This window comes from Glaciimonas soli (assembly GCF_009497155.1).
GTDB lineage: Bacteria > Pseudomonadota > Gammaproteobacteria > Burkholderiales > Burkholderiaceae_D > Glaciimonas > Glaciimonas soli.
The window spans coordinates 147,594-166,658 of sequence record NZ_WINI01000006.1 but is presented as its reverse complement, the minus strand read 5'-3'; the positions used below and the strand labels follow the sequence as shown (position 1 = coordinate 166,658).

17 protein-coding genes are annotated in these 19,065 nt (G+C 47.9%); 4 read left to right on the top strand and 13 right to left on the bottom strand.

The window, feature by feature from the left end:
* Window positions 1–92 precede the first annotated feature (92 nt).
* Window positions 93–1,964 (top strand): protein translocase subunit SecD, encoded by a 1,872-nt coding sequence (gene secD / locus GEV47_RS11915; protein WP_153234991.1) that lies wholly within the window; start codon window positions 93–95, stop codon window positions 1,962–1,964.
* A gap of 110 nt (window positions 1,965–2,074) precedes the next feature.
* The gene (gene secF, locus GEV47_RS11910) at window positions 2,075–3,019 is read left to right on the top strand and encodes a protein translocase subunit SecF (protein ID WP_153234990.1); all 945 of its coding nucleotides are present in this window, start codon (window positions 2,075–2,077) and stop codon (window positions 3,017–3,019) included.
* Window positions 3,020–3,587: 568 nt separating this feature from the next.
* Here the strand turns inward: secF and ggt are convergent.
* The gene (ggt, locus tag GEV47_RS11905) at window positions 3,588–5,411 is read right to left on the bottom strand and encodes a gamma-glutamyltransferase (RefSeq protein ID WP_153234989.1); all 1,824 of its coding nucleotides are present in this window, start codon (window positions 5,409–5,411) and stop codon (window positions 3,588–3,590) included.
* A 256-nt stretch (window positions 5,412–5,667) separates the two neighbouring features.
* On the bottom strand, window positions 5,668–7,035 hold the full coding sequence (gene purB, locus GEV47_RS11900) for an adenylosuccinate lyase (RefSeq protein WP_153234988.1): 1,368 nt from the start codon (window positions 7,033–7,035) through the stop codon (window positions 5,668–5,670).
* A gap of 167 nt (window positions 7,036–7,202) precedes the next feature.
* Between purB and GEV47_RS11895 the strand changes: the two genes are divergently transcribed.
* Window positions 7,203–7,811, top strand: coding sequence for a glutathione S-transferase C-terminal domain-containing protein (locus GEV47_RS11895; RefSeq protein WP_153234987.1), 609 nt, complete (start codon window positions 7,203–7,205; stop codon window positions 7,809–7,811).
* 112 nt (window positions 7,812–7,923) lie between these two features.
* Here GEV47_RS11895 and GEV47_RS11890 read toward each other — a convergent pair whose 3' ends face one another.
* A complete protein-coding gene (locus GEV47_RS11890; RefSeq protein ID WP_153234986.1) occupies window positions 7,924–8,856 on the bottom strand; it encodes a hypothetical protein in 933 nt (310 codons plus the stop codon).
* Between the two features lie 162 nt (window positions 8,857–9,018).
* On the opposite strand from GEV47_RS11890, the gene GEV47_RS11885 reads away from it, so the two are divergent.
* The gene (locus GEV47_RS11885) at window positions 9,019–10,269 is read left to right on the top strand and encodes an MFS transporter (protein ID WP_153234985.1); all 1,251 of its coding nucleotides are present in this window, start codon (window positions 9,019–9,021) and stop codon (window positions 10,267–10,269) included.
* 74 nt (window positions 10,270–10,343) lie between these two features.
* Here the strand turns inward: GEV47_RS11885 and GEV47_RS11880 are convergent, their stop codons facing one another.
* From GEV47_RS11880 to GEV47_RS11835, 10 genes are all read right to left on the bottom strand, one after another.
* Window positions 10,344–10,886 carry a peroxiredoxin gene (locus GEV47_RS11880; protein WP_153234984.1) on the bottom strand — a complete coding sequence of 181 codons (543 nt, stop codon included), beginning with the start codon at window positions 10,884–10,886 and terminating at the stop codon, window positions 10,344–10,346.
* A 108-nt stretch (window positions 10,887–10,994) separates the two neighbouring features.
* The gene (locus tag GEV47_RS11875; protein WP_153234983.1) at window positions 10,995–11,231 is read right to left on the bottom strand and encodes a hypothetical protein; all 237 of its coding nucleotides are present in this window, start codon (window positions 11,229–11,231) and stop codon (window positions 10,995–10,997) included.
* A gap of 136 nt (window positions 11,232–11,367) precedes the next feature.
* Window positions 11,368–12,309 (bottom strand): carbohydrate kinase family protein, encoded by a 942-nt coding sequence (locus GEV47_RS11870; RefSeq protein ID WP_153234982.1) that lies wholly within the window; start codon window positions 12,307–12,309, stop codon window positions 11,368–11,370.
* A 201-nt stretch (window positions 12,310–12,510) separates the two neighbouring features.
* The gene (locus GEV47_RS11865; RefSeq protein WP_153234981.1) at window positions 12,511–13,962 is read right to left on the bottom strand and encodes a DUF3426 domain-containing protein; all 1,452 of its coding nucleotides are present in this window, start codon (window positions 13,960–13,962) and stop codon (window positions 12,511–12,513) included.
* 2 nt (window positions 13,963–13,964) lie between these two features.
* Window positions 13,965–14,876: a 50S ribosomal protein L11 methyltransferase gene (gene prmA / locus GEV47_RS11860; protein WP_153234980.1), complete on the bottom strand. Its 912-nt coding sequence runs from the start codon at window positions 14,874–14,876 to the stop codon at window positions 13,965–13,967.
* Between the two features lie 84 nt (window positions 14,877–14,960).
* A complete protein-coding gene (gene accC / locus GEV47_RS11855) occupies window positions 14,961–16,331 on the bottom strand; it encodes an acetyl-CoA carboxylase biotin carboxylase subunit (RefSeq protein WP_153234979.1) in 1,371 nt (456 codons plus the stop codon).
* Between the two features lie 234 nt (window positions 16,332–16,565).
* A complete protein-coding gene (gene accB, locus GEV47_RS11850; protein WP_153234978.1) occupies window positions 16,566–17,030 on the bottom strand; it encodes an acetyl-CoA carboxylase biotin carboxyl carrier protein in 465 nt (154 codons plus the stop codon).
* A gap of 219 nt (window positions 17,031–17,249) precedes the next feature.
* Window positions 17,250–17,687, bottom strand: a complete 438-nt coding sequence (gene aroQ / locus GEV47_RS11845; protein ID WP_153234977.1) for a type II 3-dehydroquinate dehydratase — start codon at window positions 17,685–17,687, stop codon at window positions 17,250–17,252.
* Window positions 17,688–17,826: 139 nt separating this feature from the next.
* Window positions 17,827–18,351, bottom strand: coding sequence for a TlpA family protein disulfide reductase (locus GEV47_RS11840; RefSeq protein WP_194270655.1), 525 nt, complete (start codon window positions 18,349–18,351; stop codon window positions 17,827–17,829).
* Between the two features lie 44 nt (window positions 18,352–18,395).
* Window positions 18,396–19,031, bottom strand: coding sequence for a hypothetical protein (locus tag GEV47_RS11835; protein ID WP_407646237.1), 636 nt, complete (start codon window positions 19,029–19,031; stop codon window positions 18,396–18,398).
* Window positions 19,032–19,065: the final 34 nt, after the last annotated feature.

Sequence of the window (19,065 nt, the reverse complement as noted above, 5' to 3'; positions counted from 1 at the left end):
TGATCAAGTTAGGAAAGAGAGCATCCAATATGGGTGCTCTCTTCAAATGAAGCTTCACGAATTCTACAATTCTAAAAAAACGCCGAATCATTATGAATCGTTACCCCCTCTGGAAATATGTTGTGATTGTCATCGCGCTCTTGTTTGGCGTGCTGTACACACTACCGAATTTTTTTGGCGAATCGCCCGCGGTGCAAATTAGCAGCGGCAAATCTACTTTAAAAGTGGATAGTGCGCTGGAGGCGCAAGTCGAACAAGTCTTGACGCAAGGCGGCTTAGTGCCGACGAGCATGTCTTTCGATCCAGCTGGTCAAGGAACGGTACGCGCACGTTTTCAAGACACGGATACCCAGTTCAAAGCGAAAGCGTTGCTGGAAAAAACATTAAATACAGATCCTACCGATCCGACTTATATCACCGCCTTTAATCTGGTGCCGAACACGCCGCAATGGTTGCAAGCCATCCACGCCGCGCCGATGTTCCTTGGCCTTGATTTGCGTGGGGGTGTGCATTTCCTGATGCAAGTCGATACCAACGCGGTCAAGACTAAGCGTTTGCAAGGTTTGCAAGCGAGTGTCCGCTCGATTTTGCGTGATAAAGATATACGGTATAGCGGCCTCGACCGTAATGGCGATGCGATAAATATCAGCTTCCGCGATCAAGACACTTACAGTAAAGCTAAAAGTCTGCTCGCTGATCAACTGCCGGAATTGACGTTAACCGACGCGCCTGTCGTAGCGGGAAGTGATCAACAGATCATCGCGACACTTAAGCCAGAAATTTTAAAGAAAAGCATCGATGAAGGTGTGCAGCAAAATATCTTGACCTTGTCCAAGCGTGTGAACGAACTGGGTGTTTCTGAGCCGGTGATTCAGCGTCAAGGTGCTGACCGTATTGTGGTGGAATTGCCAGGCGTGCAGGATGTTTCGCGCGCGAAAGATATTATCGGTCGTACCGCGACGCTGGAAGTGCGTATGGTCGATCAGACGGTGACACGCGGTACTGAAGAAACTGCGGCGATACCGTTTGGTTCAGAGTTATTTAAGGTTGGTAAAGGCGCACCAGTGGTGTTGTACAAAGACCCAGTGTTGACCGGTGATTATATTTCCGACGCTTCGGTATCGTTTGATCAAAATCATCAGCCAGCAGTGGCGGTGAGCTTGAACGGCGATGGTGGTCGCATCATGCGCAATCTGACCCGTGACAACGTTGGTAAGTTGATGGCGATAGTGTTGTTTGAAAAAGGCAAAGGCGAAGTCCTGTCAGTTGCAACAATTCAAAGTGAGTTTGGCTCCAATTTCCAAATCACTGGCATGGGTACAGCGCAAGCTTCTGCCGATTTGGCTTTGCTGATGCGTGCCGGTTCCCTGGCTGCACCGATGGAAATCATCGAAGAACGTACCATCGGCCCACAACTGGGTGCTGACAATATCAAGATGGGCTTTGATTCTGTCATGTACGGTTTTGCAGTGGTGTCGGTGTTCATGATTATTTACTATCTGATGTTTGGTGCATTCAGTGTGGTCGCTCTGTCAGTGAACTTGTTGTTGCTGGTTGCTGTGCTTTCTACTTTGCAAGCTACTTTGACTTTGCCAGGTATCGCGGCGATTGCGTTGACCCTGGGTATGGCGATTGATGCCAACGTACTGGTCAATGAACGCATCCGCGAAGAACTACGCAAAGGCAATACGCCGCAAGCGGCAATTGCACTAGGTTTTGAACATGCATGGCATACCATTCTTGATTCCAACGTTACGGCGTTGATTGCCGGTATTGCGTTGTATGTGTTTGGCTCTGGCGCGATTCGTGGATTTGCGATTGTGCATTGCCTGGGGATTTTGACTTCGATGTTCTCTGCCGTGTTCTTCTCACGTGGCTTGGCGAACTTGTGGTACGGCCGTCGTAAGAAATTGACGACGTTGTCGATTGGTAAAATCTGGAAACCAGGCGCTGAAAAAGCGTAAGTTGTACAGAACATATCAACGCAGAATCTAACAACGTCCTGTAGTCATCGAATAGTAAAAATTGAGAGCTTGCTTCCAAATAAGAGCAAGCTCACACCGAAAGGAATGTGATGGAGTTTTTCCGAATCAAAAAAGATATTCCGTTTATGCGTCACGCATTGATCTTGAATGCGATCTCGGCGATAACGTTTGTCTTGGCCGTGTTCTTCCTGTTTTCCAAGGGTTTGCATTTATCGATTGAGTTCACTGGCGGTACCGTGATGGAAGTCACCTACAGTCAGCCGGCCAATATTGAAGCAATCCGCAATACCGTAGATGCAGCCGGGTTCCCTGATAATCAGGTACAAAGTTTTGGTACAGCGCAAGACGTGATTGTGCGCTTGCCGGCGAAAAAAGATGTCAGTTCGGCGCAGCAAAATGATCAGGTATTCGCTGCCTTAAAACAGCAAAATCCCGATGTGGTTTTAAAGCGAACTGAATTTGTCGGCCCGCAGGTGGGAGATGAATTGGCGCATGATGGTTTGATGGCATTGGCGTTCGTGATTATCGGCATCGTGGTTTATCTGGCTATCCGTTTCGAATGGAAATACGCCGTCGCCGCGATTATCGCTAACTTGCATGACGTGGTGATTATTCTTGGTTTCTTCGCCTTCTTCCAGTGGGAATTTTCGCTGACGGTATTGGCCGCAACGTTGGCAGTGCTGGGTTACTCGGTGAATGAATCGGTGGTCGTATTTGACCGTGTGCGCGAAACTTTCCGTGACCGTAGACACGGAAAAATGCCAACGGCAGATGTGTTGAACCACGCGATTACCAGCACGATTTCACGTACCATCATTACCCACGGTAGTACTGAAATCATGGTGTTGTCGATGTTCTTCTTCGGTGGCCCTACATTGCATTATTTCGCTCTGGCACTGACGATTGGTATTTTGTTCGGTATTTATTCTTCCGTCTTCGTTGCTGCTGCGATTGCGATGTGGCTGGGTGTGAAGCGTGAAGATTTGATTAAGCCGATTAAAGAAAAAGATGAGAATGACGGTGCGGTGGTTTAAGTATCGTTTGCATCAGAAAAACCAGCTTTCGGGCTGGTTTTTTTTCGCGTATTTTCAGCAAAATGTGCTCACAACTCATGCTTTGTATTTTTGCTTTTGCCTAAAATAAATTGCCGCAAAGATATATTTGTGTGAGTATTATTTCTCTATTCTTATTGAAGTTTGGAGAGTCGAATGCGTAATGAGCTATTGAAAATAGGAGCGAAAACAGGTCTTGCTATATGTTTGGTATACAGTGTTATTTTTTCTGAGTCAGCATGGCTGGCCGGGTGTTATTTGCTAGTTGTAGGCGTGTGGGGTTTATTCGAGCGTGCCGTGAAATTACGAAGCAACGTAATGGCATCACTATGTAGCATCGCTGGTCTTTTGGTGTTGGATTTTGCATTATTGAGGTATCAAGGTTGGCATGTTCCGAGTTACATACCATCGAAAATTTTTTCAGATTTAGGCCTGTCTATGTGGCTAGTTGTAGTTGTCACGGGTCTATTTAATCGTTATAAAACCCGCGCAAAACACAGTAGCTAGGCCGGAAAGCATTGCACTTTTCCGACCTGCTACCAACATCTAATTAATAGCCCAATGTACTGCCGTCAGGATTGCGGGTATCAGAAAAACCAAAATAGCCATCTTTATTGATTTCAATGGTTTGTGTTCTGCCCATTGCCGGTTTGACCACAACGTTTTGCCCTTTCTGTTTCAAGATCGCTATCGTGTCGACGCTCAATCCTTTTTCCACGCGTAGTTCATCTGGCAGCCATTGATGATGGATGCGCGGGGCAATCGTTGCTTCGGCGGGATTCATGCCGAAGTCAATGATGTTCATGATCTCTTGCAATGTCGTAGTAATGATGCGACTACCACCCGGGGTACCGGTGATCAGGAAGGGTTTGCCATCTTTTAGCACTATCGTCGGCGACATCGAACTCAATGGACGTTTAAACGGCGCAATTGCATTAGCTTCACCACCAACCAGACCGAAGCCATTGGCAACGCCAGGTTTGGCCGAGAAGTCATCCATTTCATTGTTCAATAAAATGCCAGTACCGGCGGCGACGATACCACTGCCGAAGCTCATGTTGAGCGTGTAAGTTGTGCTGACCAGATTGCCATCTTTATCAGCGATCGAATATTGCGTGGTTTGATCGCTTTCATACGGTTGCGGTTTGCCCGGTTTGATTTGTGCTGACGGTGTGGCGTGATCCGGATCAATTTTCTTAGCCAATTCGTCAGCGTAGCCACGAGACATCAAGCCTTTGAGAGGGATTTTAACGAAGTCAGGGTCTCCCAGATATTCGGCACGATCGGCATAAGCCAGCTTCATGGTTTCAGCCATTAAATGCAAGGCTTGCGCACTGTTTTGGCCGTAATCTTTCAGCGGATAGCGTTCCAGAATATTCAACATCTGGATGATGTGTACACCGCCGGAGCTCGGTGGCGGCATCGAGACAATCTCATAGCCACGATACATGCCAGTGACCGGTTCGCGTTCTACCACTTTGTATTTTTTCAAATCGGCCAGTGTGATATCTCCACCATGGCGTGCCATTTCAGCAGCGATTTTTTGGCCGATCTCACCTTCATAAAATGCCGATGGACCTTGCTTGGCGATTAAACGCATGGAGTTGGCGAGGTCTTTTTGTACTAGTAATTCACCGGCGCGTAATGGACGACCATCTTTGAAAAAGATCGCAGTCGTGGCGGGATATTTTTCTAAATGTTCACGCTCTGCGGCGAGCACGCTGGCCAATTGATCGCTGACCGGATAGCCTGTCTCAGCCAATTTGATGGCGGGTGCCATGACTTCAGCGAGTGACATGGTGCCGTATTTTTTCAAGACGTGTGTCATCCCTGCTACAGTGCCAGGAATGCCGACAGCTTGATGGGAATACAGAGATTTTCCGGGAACGACATTACCTTTTTCATCCAGATACATGTCGCGGAAGGCTTTGGTTGGGGCCATTTCGCGGAAATCGATGGCGATATTTTTTCCAGTCTTGGCATCGTGTATCACCATGAAGCCACCACCGCCGATGTTACCGGCGTTAGGCAACGCGACCGCTAGAGCAAAAGCGACTGCAACACCGGCGTCAAAAGCATTCCCGCCTTTCTTGAGAATGTTGAGACCAATTTGGCTAGCCAAACCTTGTTCGCTAGCGACCATGCCATGTAGCGCATGAGCCGGGCTGATGATTTCATAGCCAAGGTCATAATTGATGTTGGGCTGCTTAGGCGCCGCAGCAGGTGCTGTTGCAACTGCCGGAGCGATGGTCCCCGTCGTCTTGGTAACTGCGGCATTATCAGCGTAGGCCGAGAAGGCTAAAGCAAGCGATAAGCCGGCAGCGAGAATACTGAGGCGATATGTTGGGCGCGGTGTCCATTGAGGTTTTAACATTTATTTCTCCTGATTAGATGCTAAGTATTTCCAAAAAACTGTCTACGCGTTGTTGTCCCACTTTGCTCTACTACACAGCACTGTCTGCGTTGGGACGCCTGGTCTGAACAGTTTTTCTTGGGACACTTAATAGATGTAAATGAATTATTGTTTTTGCGATATCGTACAGCAAGAGTTAAAAATGAGTGGGAGAAATAAAAAATGGCTACCGGAGTGGTAGCCATTTGATTTAAAACCTAGTGCGCAGAACAGGTGCTCAGATTTTTTTCGCCAACTTCGCCGCATGACCAATGTAATTTGCTGGTGTCATCGCCAACAATAAATCCTTGGCATCTTGCGGAATTGCTAATTTCAGAATGAACTCGCGCAGCGCTTCTTTTGAAATGCCTTTGCCGCGTGTCAGTTCTTTCAATTGCTCATATGGATTTTCAATACCATAACGACGCATCACGGTTTGCACTGGCTCAGCCAAGACTTCCCAAGTGGCATCCAAATCTTCTGCCAAACGGCCAGGATTGACTTCCAGTTTATTCAATCCACGCAAACAGCTGTCGTACGCCAATAAGGTGTAGCCAAGGCCAACACCGATATTACGTAATACGGTTGAATCGGTCAGGTCACGCTGCCAGCGGGATACTGGTAATTTCTCAGCCATGTGCTTGAGAATCGCATTGGCCATGCCGAGATTACCTTCTGAGTTTTCAAAATCAATTGGATTGACTTTGTGCGGCATGGTCGACGAACCGATTTCGCCAGCTTTCAAGCGTTGCTTGAAATAACCCATTGCAATATAACCCCAGATATCACGATTGAGATCGAGCAAAATGGTGTTGGCACGAGCGAAGGCATCGAACATTTCAGCCATGTAATCATGCGGCTCAATCTGGATGGTGTAAGGGTTATAGACTAAACCCAGACGCTGCTCAATGACGTTCTTCGAAAAAGTTTCCCAGTCGAAGTCGGGATAAGCCGATAAATGCGCGTTGTAATTGCCGACTGCGCCATTCATTTTCCCCAATACTTCTACTGCAGCGATGCGCTTGCTGGCACGTTGCAAACGAGCGACGACGTTGGCAATTTCTTTGCCTAGTGTCGTTGGACTGGCTGGCTGACCGTGGGTACGCGACAGCATAGGTAGTTCTGCATTGTCGTGTGCCAGTTCGGTCAACTTGGCGATGAGTTGATTCAATGAAGGTAATAAAACCTGATCACGCGCTGCCAGCAACATCATGCCGTGCGAAGTATTGTTGATATCTTCTGAGGTACAAGCGAAGTGAATGAATTCGGAAGCGGTGACTAATTCCGGAACATCTTTGACTTGTTCTTTTAACCAGTATTCAACAGCCTTCACATCATGATTAGTGACTGCTTCGATTTCTTTAATCCGCGCCGCATGGGTCTCGTTAAACTCGCTGGCAATCTTGTCAAGTAACGCAGTTGCGCTGCTTGAGAACGGCTTGATCTCGGCGAAACCCGCTTCCGATAACGCTTGCAGCCAGGATATCTCGACCTTGACCCGATGGTGCATGAACCCTGCTTCGGACAGGATAGGACGGAGTTTGTCGGTTTTTGCTGCGTAACGACCATCAAGAGGGGAAAGGGCGGACAATGAGGTAAGAGGCATGGTGGGTGATCTGAACAGAAAGAGTGGGAATAAGTAACGTCGAGTAACGTCGACAAGGGACGAATTTTACCATTTACGCTGATGACTTAGAGACTTGTCATAACAACAAACAAAAAATGTAAAATCCGGATGTTATAATCGCGCCACATTATTTCTATAAGCAATATATGAAACTGATTGGTTCCCTAGGTAGTCCCTTCGTCAGAAAAGTTCGCATCGTGATGGCGGAAAAAAAGCTCGATTACGATTTTGTATTAGAAGACGTTTGGGCAGCCGACACTACGATTCAAACTACTAATCCCCTCGGCAAAGTTCCTTGCCTGATCATGGGGGATGGCGGTGCGATGTTTGACTCGCATGTGATCGTCGAATATCTGGATACGTTGTCGCCGGTAGGCAAACTGATTCCTCCTAATTCGCGCGAACGTGCCGAAGTCAAATGCTGGGAGGCATTGGCCGATGGTGTGTTGGATGCCGGTGTGTTGATCCGCTTGGAACGGTTGCAGCGTCCGCCAGAATTACAAAGCGAAGCGTGGGTTGCACGTCAGCGCACGAAAGTCGACGCCGGATTTAAAGCGATGGCAACCGGTTTAGCCGAGAAATCATTTTGCACTGGCAATCATTTCACCTTAGCCGATGTTGCAGTTGGTTGCGCGTTAGGCTGGTTCTCCTTCCGCTTCCCGGAAATAAAGTGGCGCGACGATTATCCGACGCTAGCCAAATTATTTGATAAGTTATCTGAGCGGCAGTCGTTTAAAGACACTGTGCCGAAGTAATGCGTTGGCAGTGAATTTAAAAAGCGTGATGAATGCAAGTTCATCGCGCTTTTTTATTGCGGCTATTGATTGAAAGCTTCTGACCGCACAGAAAAATGGAACTATGAATACGTTAACTACCTGTTGGTAGCGGGTTGGTATTTGCCCTTTGTTTTTGCACCATATCAATAGCCGAATCCAAACTTGCTCTATATTGATCACGATTCTTTTGAGCCAAGGCCGCCCAATTTTCACGCGGGACAGTCAGTGGCGCGGTTGATGCTGCATTCCCGAGACCGCTATTGATCGCATTCATTCCATGAAGACTGATCCAGCGATGATCATAGTTATAGGGAGTTATTTCATCCCATTTAAGAACGCGGGCGGTGATGTTTTTTAGTTTTGGAATATCGTCAAATTGCTTTTTTCTCAGATCTGTCGGTATTTGCTGAACCAATCCAGAGATCGCTGAACGAGCGGTTACATCCGTACAAATATCTGCGTCAAAACTACCTCGCAGCCGGGCGGCATTAAACCAAAATATTGCGTTATCTATGTCGCCTTGTCTGTAAAACAGGTTAGCCAGAGCAAAAAAAATAGGCGGCATATAATTTCCCGGATTTTTGACAATCTGGTTAACCAGATCATCATTTTCGTGGCCTGTTGTGCTGCTCAGCCTTTGCATGATTGCCATTGTTGGCTTCGTATCTATCGAGGAAAATTCGCCTTTTGGAGCAACCTCAACGTTCTTTGTGTTGAGATTTGGTGTAGGCGTATTTGTTACTGCGGCACAGGGATAACTCTCTGCTATGCCTTGAATCACTTGCCTGTCGGTTAAATGATCATGGAGCTCCGGATGCTCCTTTGAAAATTTAACATTTGCGTAACTAACATCATTTAGCGTCGCATTTTCAGGCAGGCAGAAAGCTTTGCCATCATTCTGACTCACTAGATTTATCAACCATTGCGCCTCACTGACCGTATCGGCAGCAAAGGACGGCACGCTAGAAAGCATGATGGTTATTGCAAGAATAGGTAATGCTAATTTGCGCGAGCGAGATGACATATAAATTCCGTAGTTGATTTATGGAAATATTGTAACGCAGACGCCCTGTGAAATTCGGTTTTGTCGAGGGCTATGCAGTCAGCATATTCAGGGTAGAAAAACAAACTTTCGTCAAAAGGTCTAAAATCTCTCCTTCGTTGCCCATCATTTCCCCCATTTACCATGTCAACTGCACAAACTTCGCCCGTTGCTTCGCCCTCGATTAATAGTGATCCGGCTCCTCAGCAAACTACTAAATTCCGCGTTTTAGGTGCCATCAGTTTTGCGCATTTCTTAAACGACATGATTCAGTCTTTGATCTTGTCGATTTACCCTATGCTGAAGGGAAACTTCAATCTGAGTTTTACGCAGATTGGATTGATTACGTTGACTTACCAAATGACCGCTTCGATTTTGCAGCCGGTGGTCGGGTCATATACCGATAAACACCCTAAGCCGTATTCGCTGGCTTTAGGAATGGGCTTCACTTTGATCGGCTTGTTGCTCATGTCGATCGCTCCTAGCTATGGCGTCTTGCTCATTGCTGCAGCACTGGTGGGAACCGGGTCGTCGATTTTTCATCCGGAGTCATCGCGTGTGGCGCGTATGGCATCGGGTGGTCAGCATGGTCTGGCACAATCGATCTTTCAGGTCGGCGGCAATGCCGGTAGTGCGATGGGGCCATTGTTGGCTGCGTGGATCATCATTCCGCATGGACAACCGAGTATTGCCTGGTTTTCATTGGCCGCGTTATTAGCGATTGCCGTGTTATGGAGAATTGGTAACTGGTATAAACATCAAGGCCGTGTCGCCAAAAAGAAACCGGCCAAAGACCATCATGCTTACGTCGGTTTGCCGCGCAACAAAGTCATATTTACCGTGGGTATTTTGTTGTTGCTGATTTTCTCGAAGTATTTTTACATGGCCAGTATCAGCAGCTACTTCACGTTTTATTTGATCAGTAAATTCCACTTGTCGGTTCAATCGGCGCAGATCCATTTATTTGTGTTCTTGTTTGCTGTGGCTGCCGGTACCATCATGGGTGGTCCGATCGGTGACAGGGTTGGCCGCAAGATCGTGATCTGGGTTTCTATTCTTGGCGTTGCGCCATTTACGTTGATGCTGCCTTACGCCAATCTGTTTTGGACTGGCGTGCTCACCGCAGTGATTGGTGTGATTTTGGCTTCGGCATTCTCGGCGATTTTGGTGTACGCGCAAGAATTGGTGCCAGGTAAAGTTGGGACCGTGTCTGGTTTGTTCTTTGGATTTGCTTTTGGTATGGGCGGGATTGGTGCTGCTGCGTTGGGTAAGTTAGCTGACGTGACAGACATTAATTTTGTTTATCATGTGTGTTCATTCTTGCCGCTGATTGGTTTGCTGGCGGCGTTCTTACCAGACATTGAATCGCATCGACGAAAAGTGGCCACGAGCTGATGATGACGCTGAAATGAAAAAAGCGCATTTACTGAAAAGTAAATGCGCTTTTTTTTAAGGCGAATTAGAGGGGCTTACTTCTTGTGCTCCTGGTTCCATTTCTCCAGTGCAGCCAACGTATTTTTCACATGGTCTGCCGGATCCAGGCTGGTGTATGTGTAGATGATGGTGTCATCCGGAGCAATCACGTACGAAGTGCGATTGGCATACTCTGGTTTGATTGCCAGTATTGCGTCATAGGACTTCATGATCTTCTGATCCGTGTCCGCCGCTACGGCAAATTTGCTGCGGCATTCGCTGACTGAAAATTTATTGAGCGTATCAATATTGTCATGAGATACACCAATGACAGTGGCGCCGAGTGCCGCATACTTGTCGGTAGCATCAGCGAAATCATGCGCTTCGATGGTGCAGCCTTTCGTAAATGCTGCCGGATAAAAATACAGGATTACCGGGCCTTTTTTGAGCGCATCGGCGAGTGAATAAGTAAATACCTTGCCGCCGAGCGAGGCTTGGGTAGTAAACGGTGGTGCTTTGGTGCCAACTTCAAGTGCAGCAAGTGCAAATGCAGGAATTATTGCGGCGCAAACAACCAGACCGGTTATCAGTTTTTTCATCACATCTCCTTGAAAAGAATATGCATCATGATGCGACGAGTCCGTTTGTTTGTCCAACACTTGCTTGTGACATTTTAGTGTCTGCCAGTGAGCTGGCAGGGTTATCAATTAATGACCATGCCAACCGCCGCCACGTCCCCAGCCCCAACCACGGTAATAGCCAACACCGACACCCACACCGATGGCTGGATAGACGTAAGCACTGTCTACAGCGCCATATGGAGCGTAATACGGTGTGCCATAAGCAGGAACTGCGCCGTAACCATAGCCATCGTAAGGAACGGCAACACAGCCGCCTAGCAGCATGGTGGCACCGATAGTGCCGAGTAATAGAAGCTTTTTCATGATTTGTCTCCCTGACCTTGGTACTCCATTTGATCACGAGAGGCCGTGCTAAGTTCGGACTTGATACTTCTCATTACATTTTTAGCACGGCGGTTGCGACATGTATCAGCCTCGATACATGTGCTTGTAGTGATAATTACAATTGATAACCAAATGCTAATTGGAATCGTTCGTTAATTTCTGCCCGGCTAGACGCATGGTTTTGCGGTCCTTGCGAAGCGATCTTGATGCTGCCCATCAGGCTGGCTAAACGCCCTGTGGTGGCCCAATCCATGTCATTGGTTAAGCCATATAGCATGCCAGCGCGGAAAGCGTCACCACAGCCAGTAGGGTCGAGTATTTGCTCAGCTTTAACACAAGGAATATCGATTTTGCTGCCGGCGGTATAAATTTCTGCACCTAGCTCGCCGCGCGTGACGACTAATGCTTTTACGCGCTCGGCGATTTGGGCCAGGCTCAAACCGGTGCGGGCGGTCAGTAATTCCGCTTCATAATCATTAACGGCAACGTAGCTGGCAAGCTCGATAAAATGTTCCAGCTCTTTGCCATTAAACATCGGCATGCCTTGACCCGGGTCAAAAATCAACGGGATGTTGTGTGCAACCACTTCTTCAGCGTGTTGCAACATGCCATCGCGGCCATCTGGTGCGACGATGGCGATTTTGATGTCGTCACGTTTGGCAAGATGGGCTAATTTGTTCTCGTGCGAATAGGTCATTGCGCCTGGATGAAAGGCGGTGATCTGGTTGTTGCCAGCATCGGTGGTGATGAAGCACTGCGCGGTATAGATAGACGCGACGGTATGGATCGCTTCGCAGGAAATACCTAATTGCTGAAATCGCTCCAAATAAGGTGCTGCATCGTTACCAATGCTCGCCATGGTCAGTGGGTCGCCACCTAATAATTTCAGGTTATAGGCGATATTGCCGGCACAACCACCAAATTCGCGGCGCATAGTCGGCACCAGAAACGACACATTGATTTTATGTAATTGATCTGCCAGTAAAGCATCTGCGAAACGGCCTGGATATTGCATGAGAACGTCGTAAGCTAACGAACCAGAGATGAGCGCGGTCATGGGTGGCCTTGTTGGATAGATGAGAATTTACGCAAAACAGGGTTGGGTATGGGATTTTTGATCACGCGTCTTATGGCGCAGAATTGGCAAGCAGCGATGCCGATTTTTCGCCATGCAACGTTAGTACTTTTCTTGATCAGTCTCGCGCTTTTATGATCAAAAAATCCCATACCCAACCCTATTTTGCGTAAGTTTTAGAAATTAGGGATAAAACAAATAAACACTGTAACCCGAGGCTTTTAGCTGATGCAATTCGAATGCTAATTTGACAGACTGTTCTGTATTACGCGCAAAGCCTTGGCTGGTATTGATAGCCGCCGGCAGATAATCATGCGGCGTAAAGACGCGACGTACCTGTGGCTTGTCGTTGACATCTTTTAAGGTTAGTTCGACATTCGGCCACGCCAACACGGTACTACCTGTATTGCGCATTAGCAAATTCAACGCAAACTGATTGCCAGAAGAATTGGATCCGGTTGATAGCGCTTGTAATTCATTGGATTCAATTGAAATAGCATCGATTTTCATCGGTAAAGCTATCTTGCAATCAAACGGCGCACACATCTTTTCCAACACAGGTTTTAGCGTTGGTACGCGTGCAGCAAGTTGGTCGCGGAACGTGAAGCCGGTTTGGACTATTGCTGCAAAAAAGAGCAGTGCGCTGCCGACCCATATTGCCGTGCGTACCTTGCCACCAAAGCGTTGCTTACGTTTGGCTTGCTGGATAAATTCAGGTTCTTCTGCTGCAGCTTTTTCAAGTTTCTTGTCTAGATTTTTTTCCGCTTTATCGTTGCGGCGCGCTTCCATACGATAATCATGGCGGACATCGCCATAAATCGCATTTGGTGCATCATTCTGCGTTGCAGACAATGCGGCAGACGATTTTTCTGTATCGCTTTTCTCGCTTTTTTGCGATTGAGGCCAAGGCCGATTTTGCAGCTCGTCAATGAGTCGATCTAACTCCTCATCTTCTTCTGACGCGCTTTTCGCGTACTTCTCTTGCGTTTGATTTTCGCTGTCGTCTGGACGATGTTGCGTTGCCACTTGAAACAAGGTCATGCGCTGCAGCGGATCGTCATCAACTTTAATGACTTCGTCGTTCTCAGCGCTTGTGGTCGCAACTGACGGAGGTGTCTCGGCATCTGCCCCGAGGCGATGCCAAACCTGAGGTTCGTGCGGCTTGATTGGCGTGACGGCAGAATCTGCCGCAATTGATTCTGCCGATGCCGCCGCATCAAGTTCGGCAACCAGAGCAGCTTTTTTTGCTTCTGCTGCTATTTCTTCATTGGTGGGTGCAGGTACAACACCTGCTTGTGCGGCGAGTGGTTCCGCGACATCATTTTCTGTTAAGTGTTGCACCTCATTTTGTGTAGCGTCGGGCGAAACTACTCGGCGTACCTCTGTGAATGAGGGCGCGGATGATGCTTGTGGTGGCTGTGGCGTGACGGCGGTAACTGAAGCAGTCGGGTGTGCCGCATCTTTTGCTACTGCCATTTCGACGCCGGCAGTACTCTCAGGACGGATCAAATGCTCAATACCGTTAAATACTTCGCGACAGGAACCGCAACGTACCAAACCTGCGCGCAATTTCAACTGGTCGTTAGCGACCCGAAAGGTCGTCAGGCAATGCGGACATTGGGTCGCCAGTGCCATGACTAGTTCAACTTACCTGATAGTGCCACCCAATCCTCTTGCTGGCGCCAGACAGAGAGTGTGATGAATGGCGCATAAGCGGCAATCACTTCGTGCGCTTGAGTCGCCAATATGCCAGACAGAATTAAACTGCCGCCTTTGGCTATACGTCCACAAAGCATGCCACTCATTTCTTGCAGCGGACCAGAAAGAATGTTGGCAACCACGATGTCGAATTGCGCTGAATTTTTGGCAAACTCATCCGGCAGAGCATACGCAATTTCACATTGATTACGGATGCTGTTAAAGCTTGCCGACTCAATGGCCTGCGGATCGATATCAACCCCTATGACTTTAGGCACGCCTAACTTCTTAGCCACCATCGCTAGAATTCCAGAGCCACAACCGTAATCGAGTACCGAGGTGATCGGATGGGCAGGATTTTCGGTGATATGCGTTTCCAGCCATTCCATGCACAAGCGCGTAGTGGGATGACTGCCGGTGCCAAAGGCCAAACCGGGATCTAATTCTAGTATTAATGCACCCGGATCTGGCGTGTCATGCCAGCTTGGGACTACCCAGATATTCTTGCCTATCTGCATAGGGGTAAATTGGGATTGGGTTAGTCTTACCCAATCTTGTTCGCCGACTGGGCGTAACTCGAAAGCGGGTGCAGGTAACCCACAAGCCAGTGCAGCAGCGCTGACGATGGCGGCGTGATCGCTATCAACATCGGTTAGTGCAACCACACGGCTGCGCTCCCAGGCGGACTCGGTTGGCTCCATGCCGGGCTCGCCAAACAATGGTTGTTCGGCGTCGGTACCTTCATCCGCATCTTCCACCGAAACCGACAAGGCGCCAGCTTCCATCAAGGCATCGGATAACGCCTCGGCCTGATTACGGGCGACTTCAATAACAATTTCGGTCCAGCTCATGAATATTTCCGTGGTGACGATGTAGGGCAGTATAGTGGGGCACAAACGGTAAAAACCCTCGGTGCCCCAATGCATCAGAACTAATTATTTTTTAACCGGTTTGGTCAAATCTGGCCTTTCAGCCAGTTTGTTTTCCAGATAATGAATATTAGTCCCACCTTCGATAAAGCGTGCGTCAACCATCAATTCGCGATGCAATGGAATGTTGGTTTGAATGCCCTCGACCACCATTTCTGATAAGGCGATTTGCATCCGTCGTATCGCTTGTTCACGGGTGGCACCGTAAGAAATTACTTTGCCGACCATGGAGTCATAATATGGCGGTACAACATAGCCAGCATAAGCGTGCGAATCAACCCGAATGCCAGGGCCGCCAGGAGCATGCCAAGACAAGATTTTGCCAGGAGAAGGCGTAAATTTAAATGGATCTTCGGCGTTAATCCGGCATTCGATGGAATGGCCAGTCAGCTGAATATCGCGTTGACGATAGCGAAGTTTTTCGCCCGCAGCGATACGAATTTGCTCTTGGACGATGTCAACACCGCTAATCATTTCTGTGATCGGATGCTCAACCTGAACCCGGGTATTCATCTCGATGAAATAGAATTCGCCGTTTTCGTACAGGAACTCAAACGTTCCAGCGCCGCGATAATCCATTTTGCGGCAAGCCTCGGCGCAACGATCACCGATTTTTTCAACCAGCTTGCGTGGAATGCCGGGTGCCGGCGCTTCTTCGATAACTTTTTGGTGACGGCGCTGCATGGAGCAATCGCGCTCACCCAGCCAGATCGCATTTTTGAATTGATCGGCCAGGATCTGGATTTCCACGTGACGTGGATTTTCCAGATATTTCTCCATATACACTTCAGGATTACCAAACGCTGCGCCAGCTTCAGTCTTCGTCATGACGACTGCATTGGCCAGTGCCGCTTCGGTATGCACCACGCGCATACCGCGTCCGCCGCCGCCGCCAGAGGCTTTGATAATGACTGGATAGCCGATTTTACGGGCGATCTTGATGATTTCTTTAGGATCGTCCGGCAGCGCACCTTCCGAACCTGGAACGCACGGTACGCCGGCACGTATCATGGCTTGTTTGGCCGATACTTTATCGCCCATCAAGCGAATATTGGCTGGGCGCGGGCCGATGAAGACAAAACCGGATTGCTCAACGCGCTCAGCAAAATCGGCATTTTCAGAAAGGAAGCCATAACCAGGGTGGATTGCCTCGGCATCAGTGACTTCTGCAGCGCTGATGATGGCTGGCATATTCAAATAGCTCAAGCTCGACGGTGCCGGACCGATACAGACCGACTCGTCAGCCAGTTTCACATATTTGGCTTCGCGATCAGCTTCCGAGTGCACGACTACGGTCTTGATACCTAATTCACGGCAGGCACGTTGAATGCGCAAGGCAATTTCGCCGCGATTGGCAATAAGGATTTTTTCAAACATATAGTGATTTATCCGTCGCTAGGATTTCAGCGGTTAATACAGCAATTAATGCAGCAGCAATTAATGTGGAAATTAAGTTAGCATTTATGCAGCAATTAAGCCAGCGGTTCAGTTACGTTACAGTTAAATAGCCTGCAATACAGCCGCAAAGGGCAGCTGTATTGCAGCTTCAAATTCATGCTTTGCTTTTTTACGCCTTAACTTAAGTCAGTTCAGGCGTAACGAAGGCATGTATTAACCAATAATAAACAAAGGCTGACCGAATTCGACCGGTTGGCCATTTTCAACCAAAATCTTCAGAATTTTGCCCGACGCATCTGCTTCAATTTCATTGAGCAATTTCATGGCTTCAATAATACATACGGTCTGACCTTCTTTGATTTCAGCACCAACTTCAACAAACGGCGGCGTGCCAGGTGATGAAGAGCGATAGAAAGTACCAACCATAGGCGATTTGACGACATGTCCTTCAGGTACTGCCGGAGCTGCTGCAGCCGGCGCAACCGAAGCGGCAACCGGTGCTGCGACTTGAACTTGCGTTGGGTTTTGCGCCATTTGCGGTTGCATCATGACCATGTGATTTTGCTGACCGGATGATTTGACGATGCGTACTTTGCTTTCGCCTTCTGTCACTTCCAGCTCTTCGATGTCCGATTCTGCGACTAAATCGATCAGCGTTTTGAGTTTTCTCAAATCCATGTGCATTCCTTCAAAATGGTTATGATTTGTACGGCTTAGTCGCAACCTGAGTTGCAACAAGCTCAGTACAAACAATTAGTATAAAAGTTAAAAATTATCGCCAAAAATAACTGCCATTCTTCTTCTTTATTGGCGGATAGGCGAATTTACAGCAAATTATATGTATTTGGGGTGTAAATTTTATTGCGATAGTGCAATATTTTAAGGCTTAAGGTTAAATTAAAGTTTTTTAAGCACAAATTCTATCGCAAGTTGATAGCCCTCCACGCCAAATCCACAAATGACGCCAACGGCAATACCCGATAAATAAGAATGATGGCGGAAATTTTCGCGTTGATGAACATTGGAGATATGGATTTCAACGAAGCGAATGGCGATACCTGCCAAAGCATCTCTCAAAGCAACGCTGGTATGTGTCAAGCCACCAGGATTGATGATGATCGCATCCACACCCTGCGCTTGGGCGGCATGAATTCGGTCTATCAATGCACCTTCGTGATTGCTTTGGAAGCACGCAAGCTGAGCGCCAGCCGCCGCAGCTTGTGCTTGAGCCGCTTGCTCTATTTCAGCTAGCGTGGTGGATCCGTAGACTTCCGGCTCACGTATGCCCAGCAAATTCAAATTAGGGCCATTGAGTAGAAGTATATTTTTTGCCATGGAGATAAAGCTCCGTTTGACGACGATGGGCGCATTTTGCCGTCAAATGGCTTTAACTGGCAAGGAAATTTTTGTTTCTAGCCAAGATCCATAGGCTATTACTGACTATATGTCACTGATGATAGGGCACCATTTGTTATTACTGTAGCAATTCCAAATCTTTCTTTAATTCGTCAAAATTGATGCCACCGAGGAGTGTTTTTTTCACTTTACCATCTGCGCCAATTAATAAAGTGAATGGCAATCCTCCTGCAGCATTGCCGAATTGACGTAGCAATGCTGTGCCGTCCGTGCCTGCAACGTACAGCGGGTAAGTAATTTTATATTTGTCGGCGAACTTTGTAATATTTTCCTGGGAGTCTATGCCGACGCCAATAATTTGAATATTTTTCTTTAGCAGTTCTACTTGCATATTATTCAACTCGGGCATTTCTTCAACGCAAGGTCCGCACCAGGTTGCCCAGAAATTGACGATTAATGGTTTGCCTTTCCATTGCGATAACGGAACTTGTATGCCGTTCGCAGTGACCATGGGTTGAGCGAAAAGTTGATTTACTGCCAGTGTTTCAGGGGAGCTGGGTTCCAGGCGTTGCAGATTAAAGTAAGCGCCGATAGCCGCAAATAGGAGTGCGATAGGAATATATATGAGCAATTTGCGTTTCATCTGCATACTTTCGTCAGTTTTGGTTTGGGTTTGTCGCCAGCTGGCTATTTTAGCAGGGCAAGCACGGTCGCCAGATTTGCGCGCTCAATACGCTTGCCGCTGGCAGTGCTGGTGTTGCGTAAGTCATTGGCATCATAAAGTGCCAAATGGATGCTTTCTTGCTTGTACATGAAGCTCAAGGTTTCTTGCGGTTCAACGTCGCTGCGACCGCGGCGCTTTTCCGGGCGATTGAAATTGTCGCTTTCAGAAATTTCGAACTGAATATTTTTATTTAATAGATAAATTTCAACTTCTTTTGGGCTGTCGACGAACAAATGTAAATGGATGTCTGCATGCTCACCGGCCGTGCCGTTAAGTACCGCACCAGTCAAATAAGGATTAAACGCCGCCAGTTCCGTCATCATTTCCACGGACAACGTGCGCAAATGGACTAATCGCGCGGGTTGTGAGTCAGCAAAGAACAAGGCGTTATATAAACGGACTTCTTCTTCGATTTGGCTGTTATCCGGCATGCAATTGCCGGGAACGCGGCTGTTACCGAAAGCTTGTTGCGCGGCTTTCTGCTTGGCGGTGCCATAGTCGGCGCCGTCTTCTGCGATCATGCGCGCAGCGCTGGCGGCGATTTGGGCGCGTATTTGATCAAATTCGGGGGAGTGTTTGCTGGCCATAAACGGCATCATAAAACATTTTCTTCTTCTTAATAGGCAATAGTCG

Excerpts from the sequence above, each read along its gene's own strand:
- accB (WP_153234978.1), bottom strand. The coding sequence starts at position 17,030 with ATGGATTTGAGAAAACTCAAAACGCTGATCGATTTAGTCGCAGAATCG.
- prmA (WP_153234980.1), bottom strand. The coding sequence starts at position 14,876 with ATGAGCTGGACCGAAATTGTTATTGAAGTCGCCCGTAATCAGGCCGAG.
- GEV47_RS11840 (WP_194270655.1), bottom strand. The coding sequence starts at position 18,351 with ATGAAACGCAAATTGCTCATATATATTCCTATCGCACTCCTATTTGCG.
- GEV47_RS11870 (WP_153234982.1), bottom strand. The coding sequence starts at position 12,309 with ATGACCGCGCTCATCTCTGGTTCGTTAGCTTACGACGTTCTCATGCAA.
- aroQ (WP_153234977.1), bottom strand. The coding sequence starts at position 17,687 with ATGGCAAAAAATATACTTCTACTCAATGGCCCTAATTTGAATTTGCTG.
- secD (WP_153234991.1), top strand. The coding sequence starts at position 93 with ATGAATCGTTACCCCCTCTGGAAATATGTTGTGATTGTCATCGCGCTC.
- GEV47_RS11885 (WP_153234985.1), top strand. The coding sequence starts at position 9,019 with ATGTCAACTGCACAAACTTCGCCCGTTGCTTCGCCCTCGATTAATAGT.
- ggt (WP_153234989.1), bottom strand. The coding sequence starts at position 5,411 with ATGTTAAAACCTCAATGGACACCGCGCCCAACATATCGCCTCAGTATT.
- GEV47_RS11890 (WP_153234986.1), bottom strand. The coding sequence starts at position 8,856 with ATGTCATCTCGCTCGCGCAAATTAGCATTACCTATTCTTGCAATAACC.
- accC (WP_153234979.1), bottom strand. The coding sequence starts at position 16,331 with ATGTTTGAAAAAATCCTTATTGCCAATCGCGGCGAAATTGCCTTGCGC.
- GEV47_RS11865 (WP_153234981.1), bottom strand. The coding sequence starts at position 13,962 with ATGGCACTGGCGACCCAATGTCCGCATTGCCTGACGACCTTTCGGGTC.
- GEV47_RS11895 (WP_153234987.1), top strand. The coding sequence starts at position 7,203 with ATGAAACTGATTGGTTCCCTAGGTAGTCCCTTCGTCAGAAAAGTTCGC.
- GEV47_RS11880 (WP_153234984.1), bottom strand. The coding sequence starts at position 10,886 with ATGAAAAAACTGATAACCGGTCTGGTTGTTTGCGCCGCAATAATTCCT.
- secF (WP_153234990.1), top strand. The coding sequence starts at position 2,075 with ATGGAGTTTTTCCGAATCAAAAAAGATATTCCGTTTATGCGTCACGCA.
- GEV47_RS11835 (WP_407646237.1), bottom strand. The coding sequence starts at position 19,031 with ATGATGCCGTTTATGGCCAGCAAACACTCCCCCGAATTTGATCAAATA.
- purB (WP_153234988.1), bottom strand. The coding sequence starts at position 7,035 with ATGCCTCTTACCTCATTGTCCGCCCTTTCCCCTCTTGATGGTCGTTAC.
- GEV47_RS11875 (WP_153234983.1), bottom strand. The coding sequence starts at position 11,231 with ATGAAAAAGCTTCTATTACTCGGCACTATCGGTGCCACCATGCTGCTA.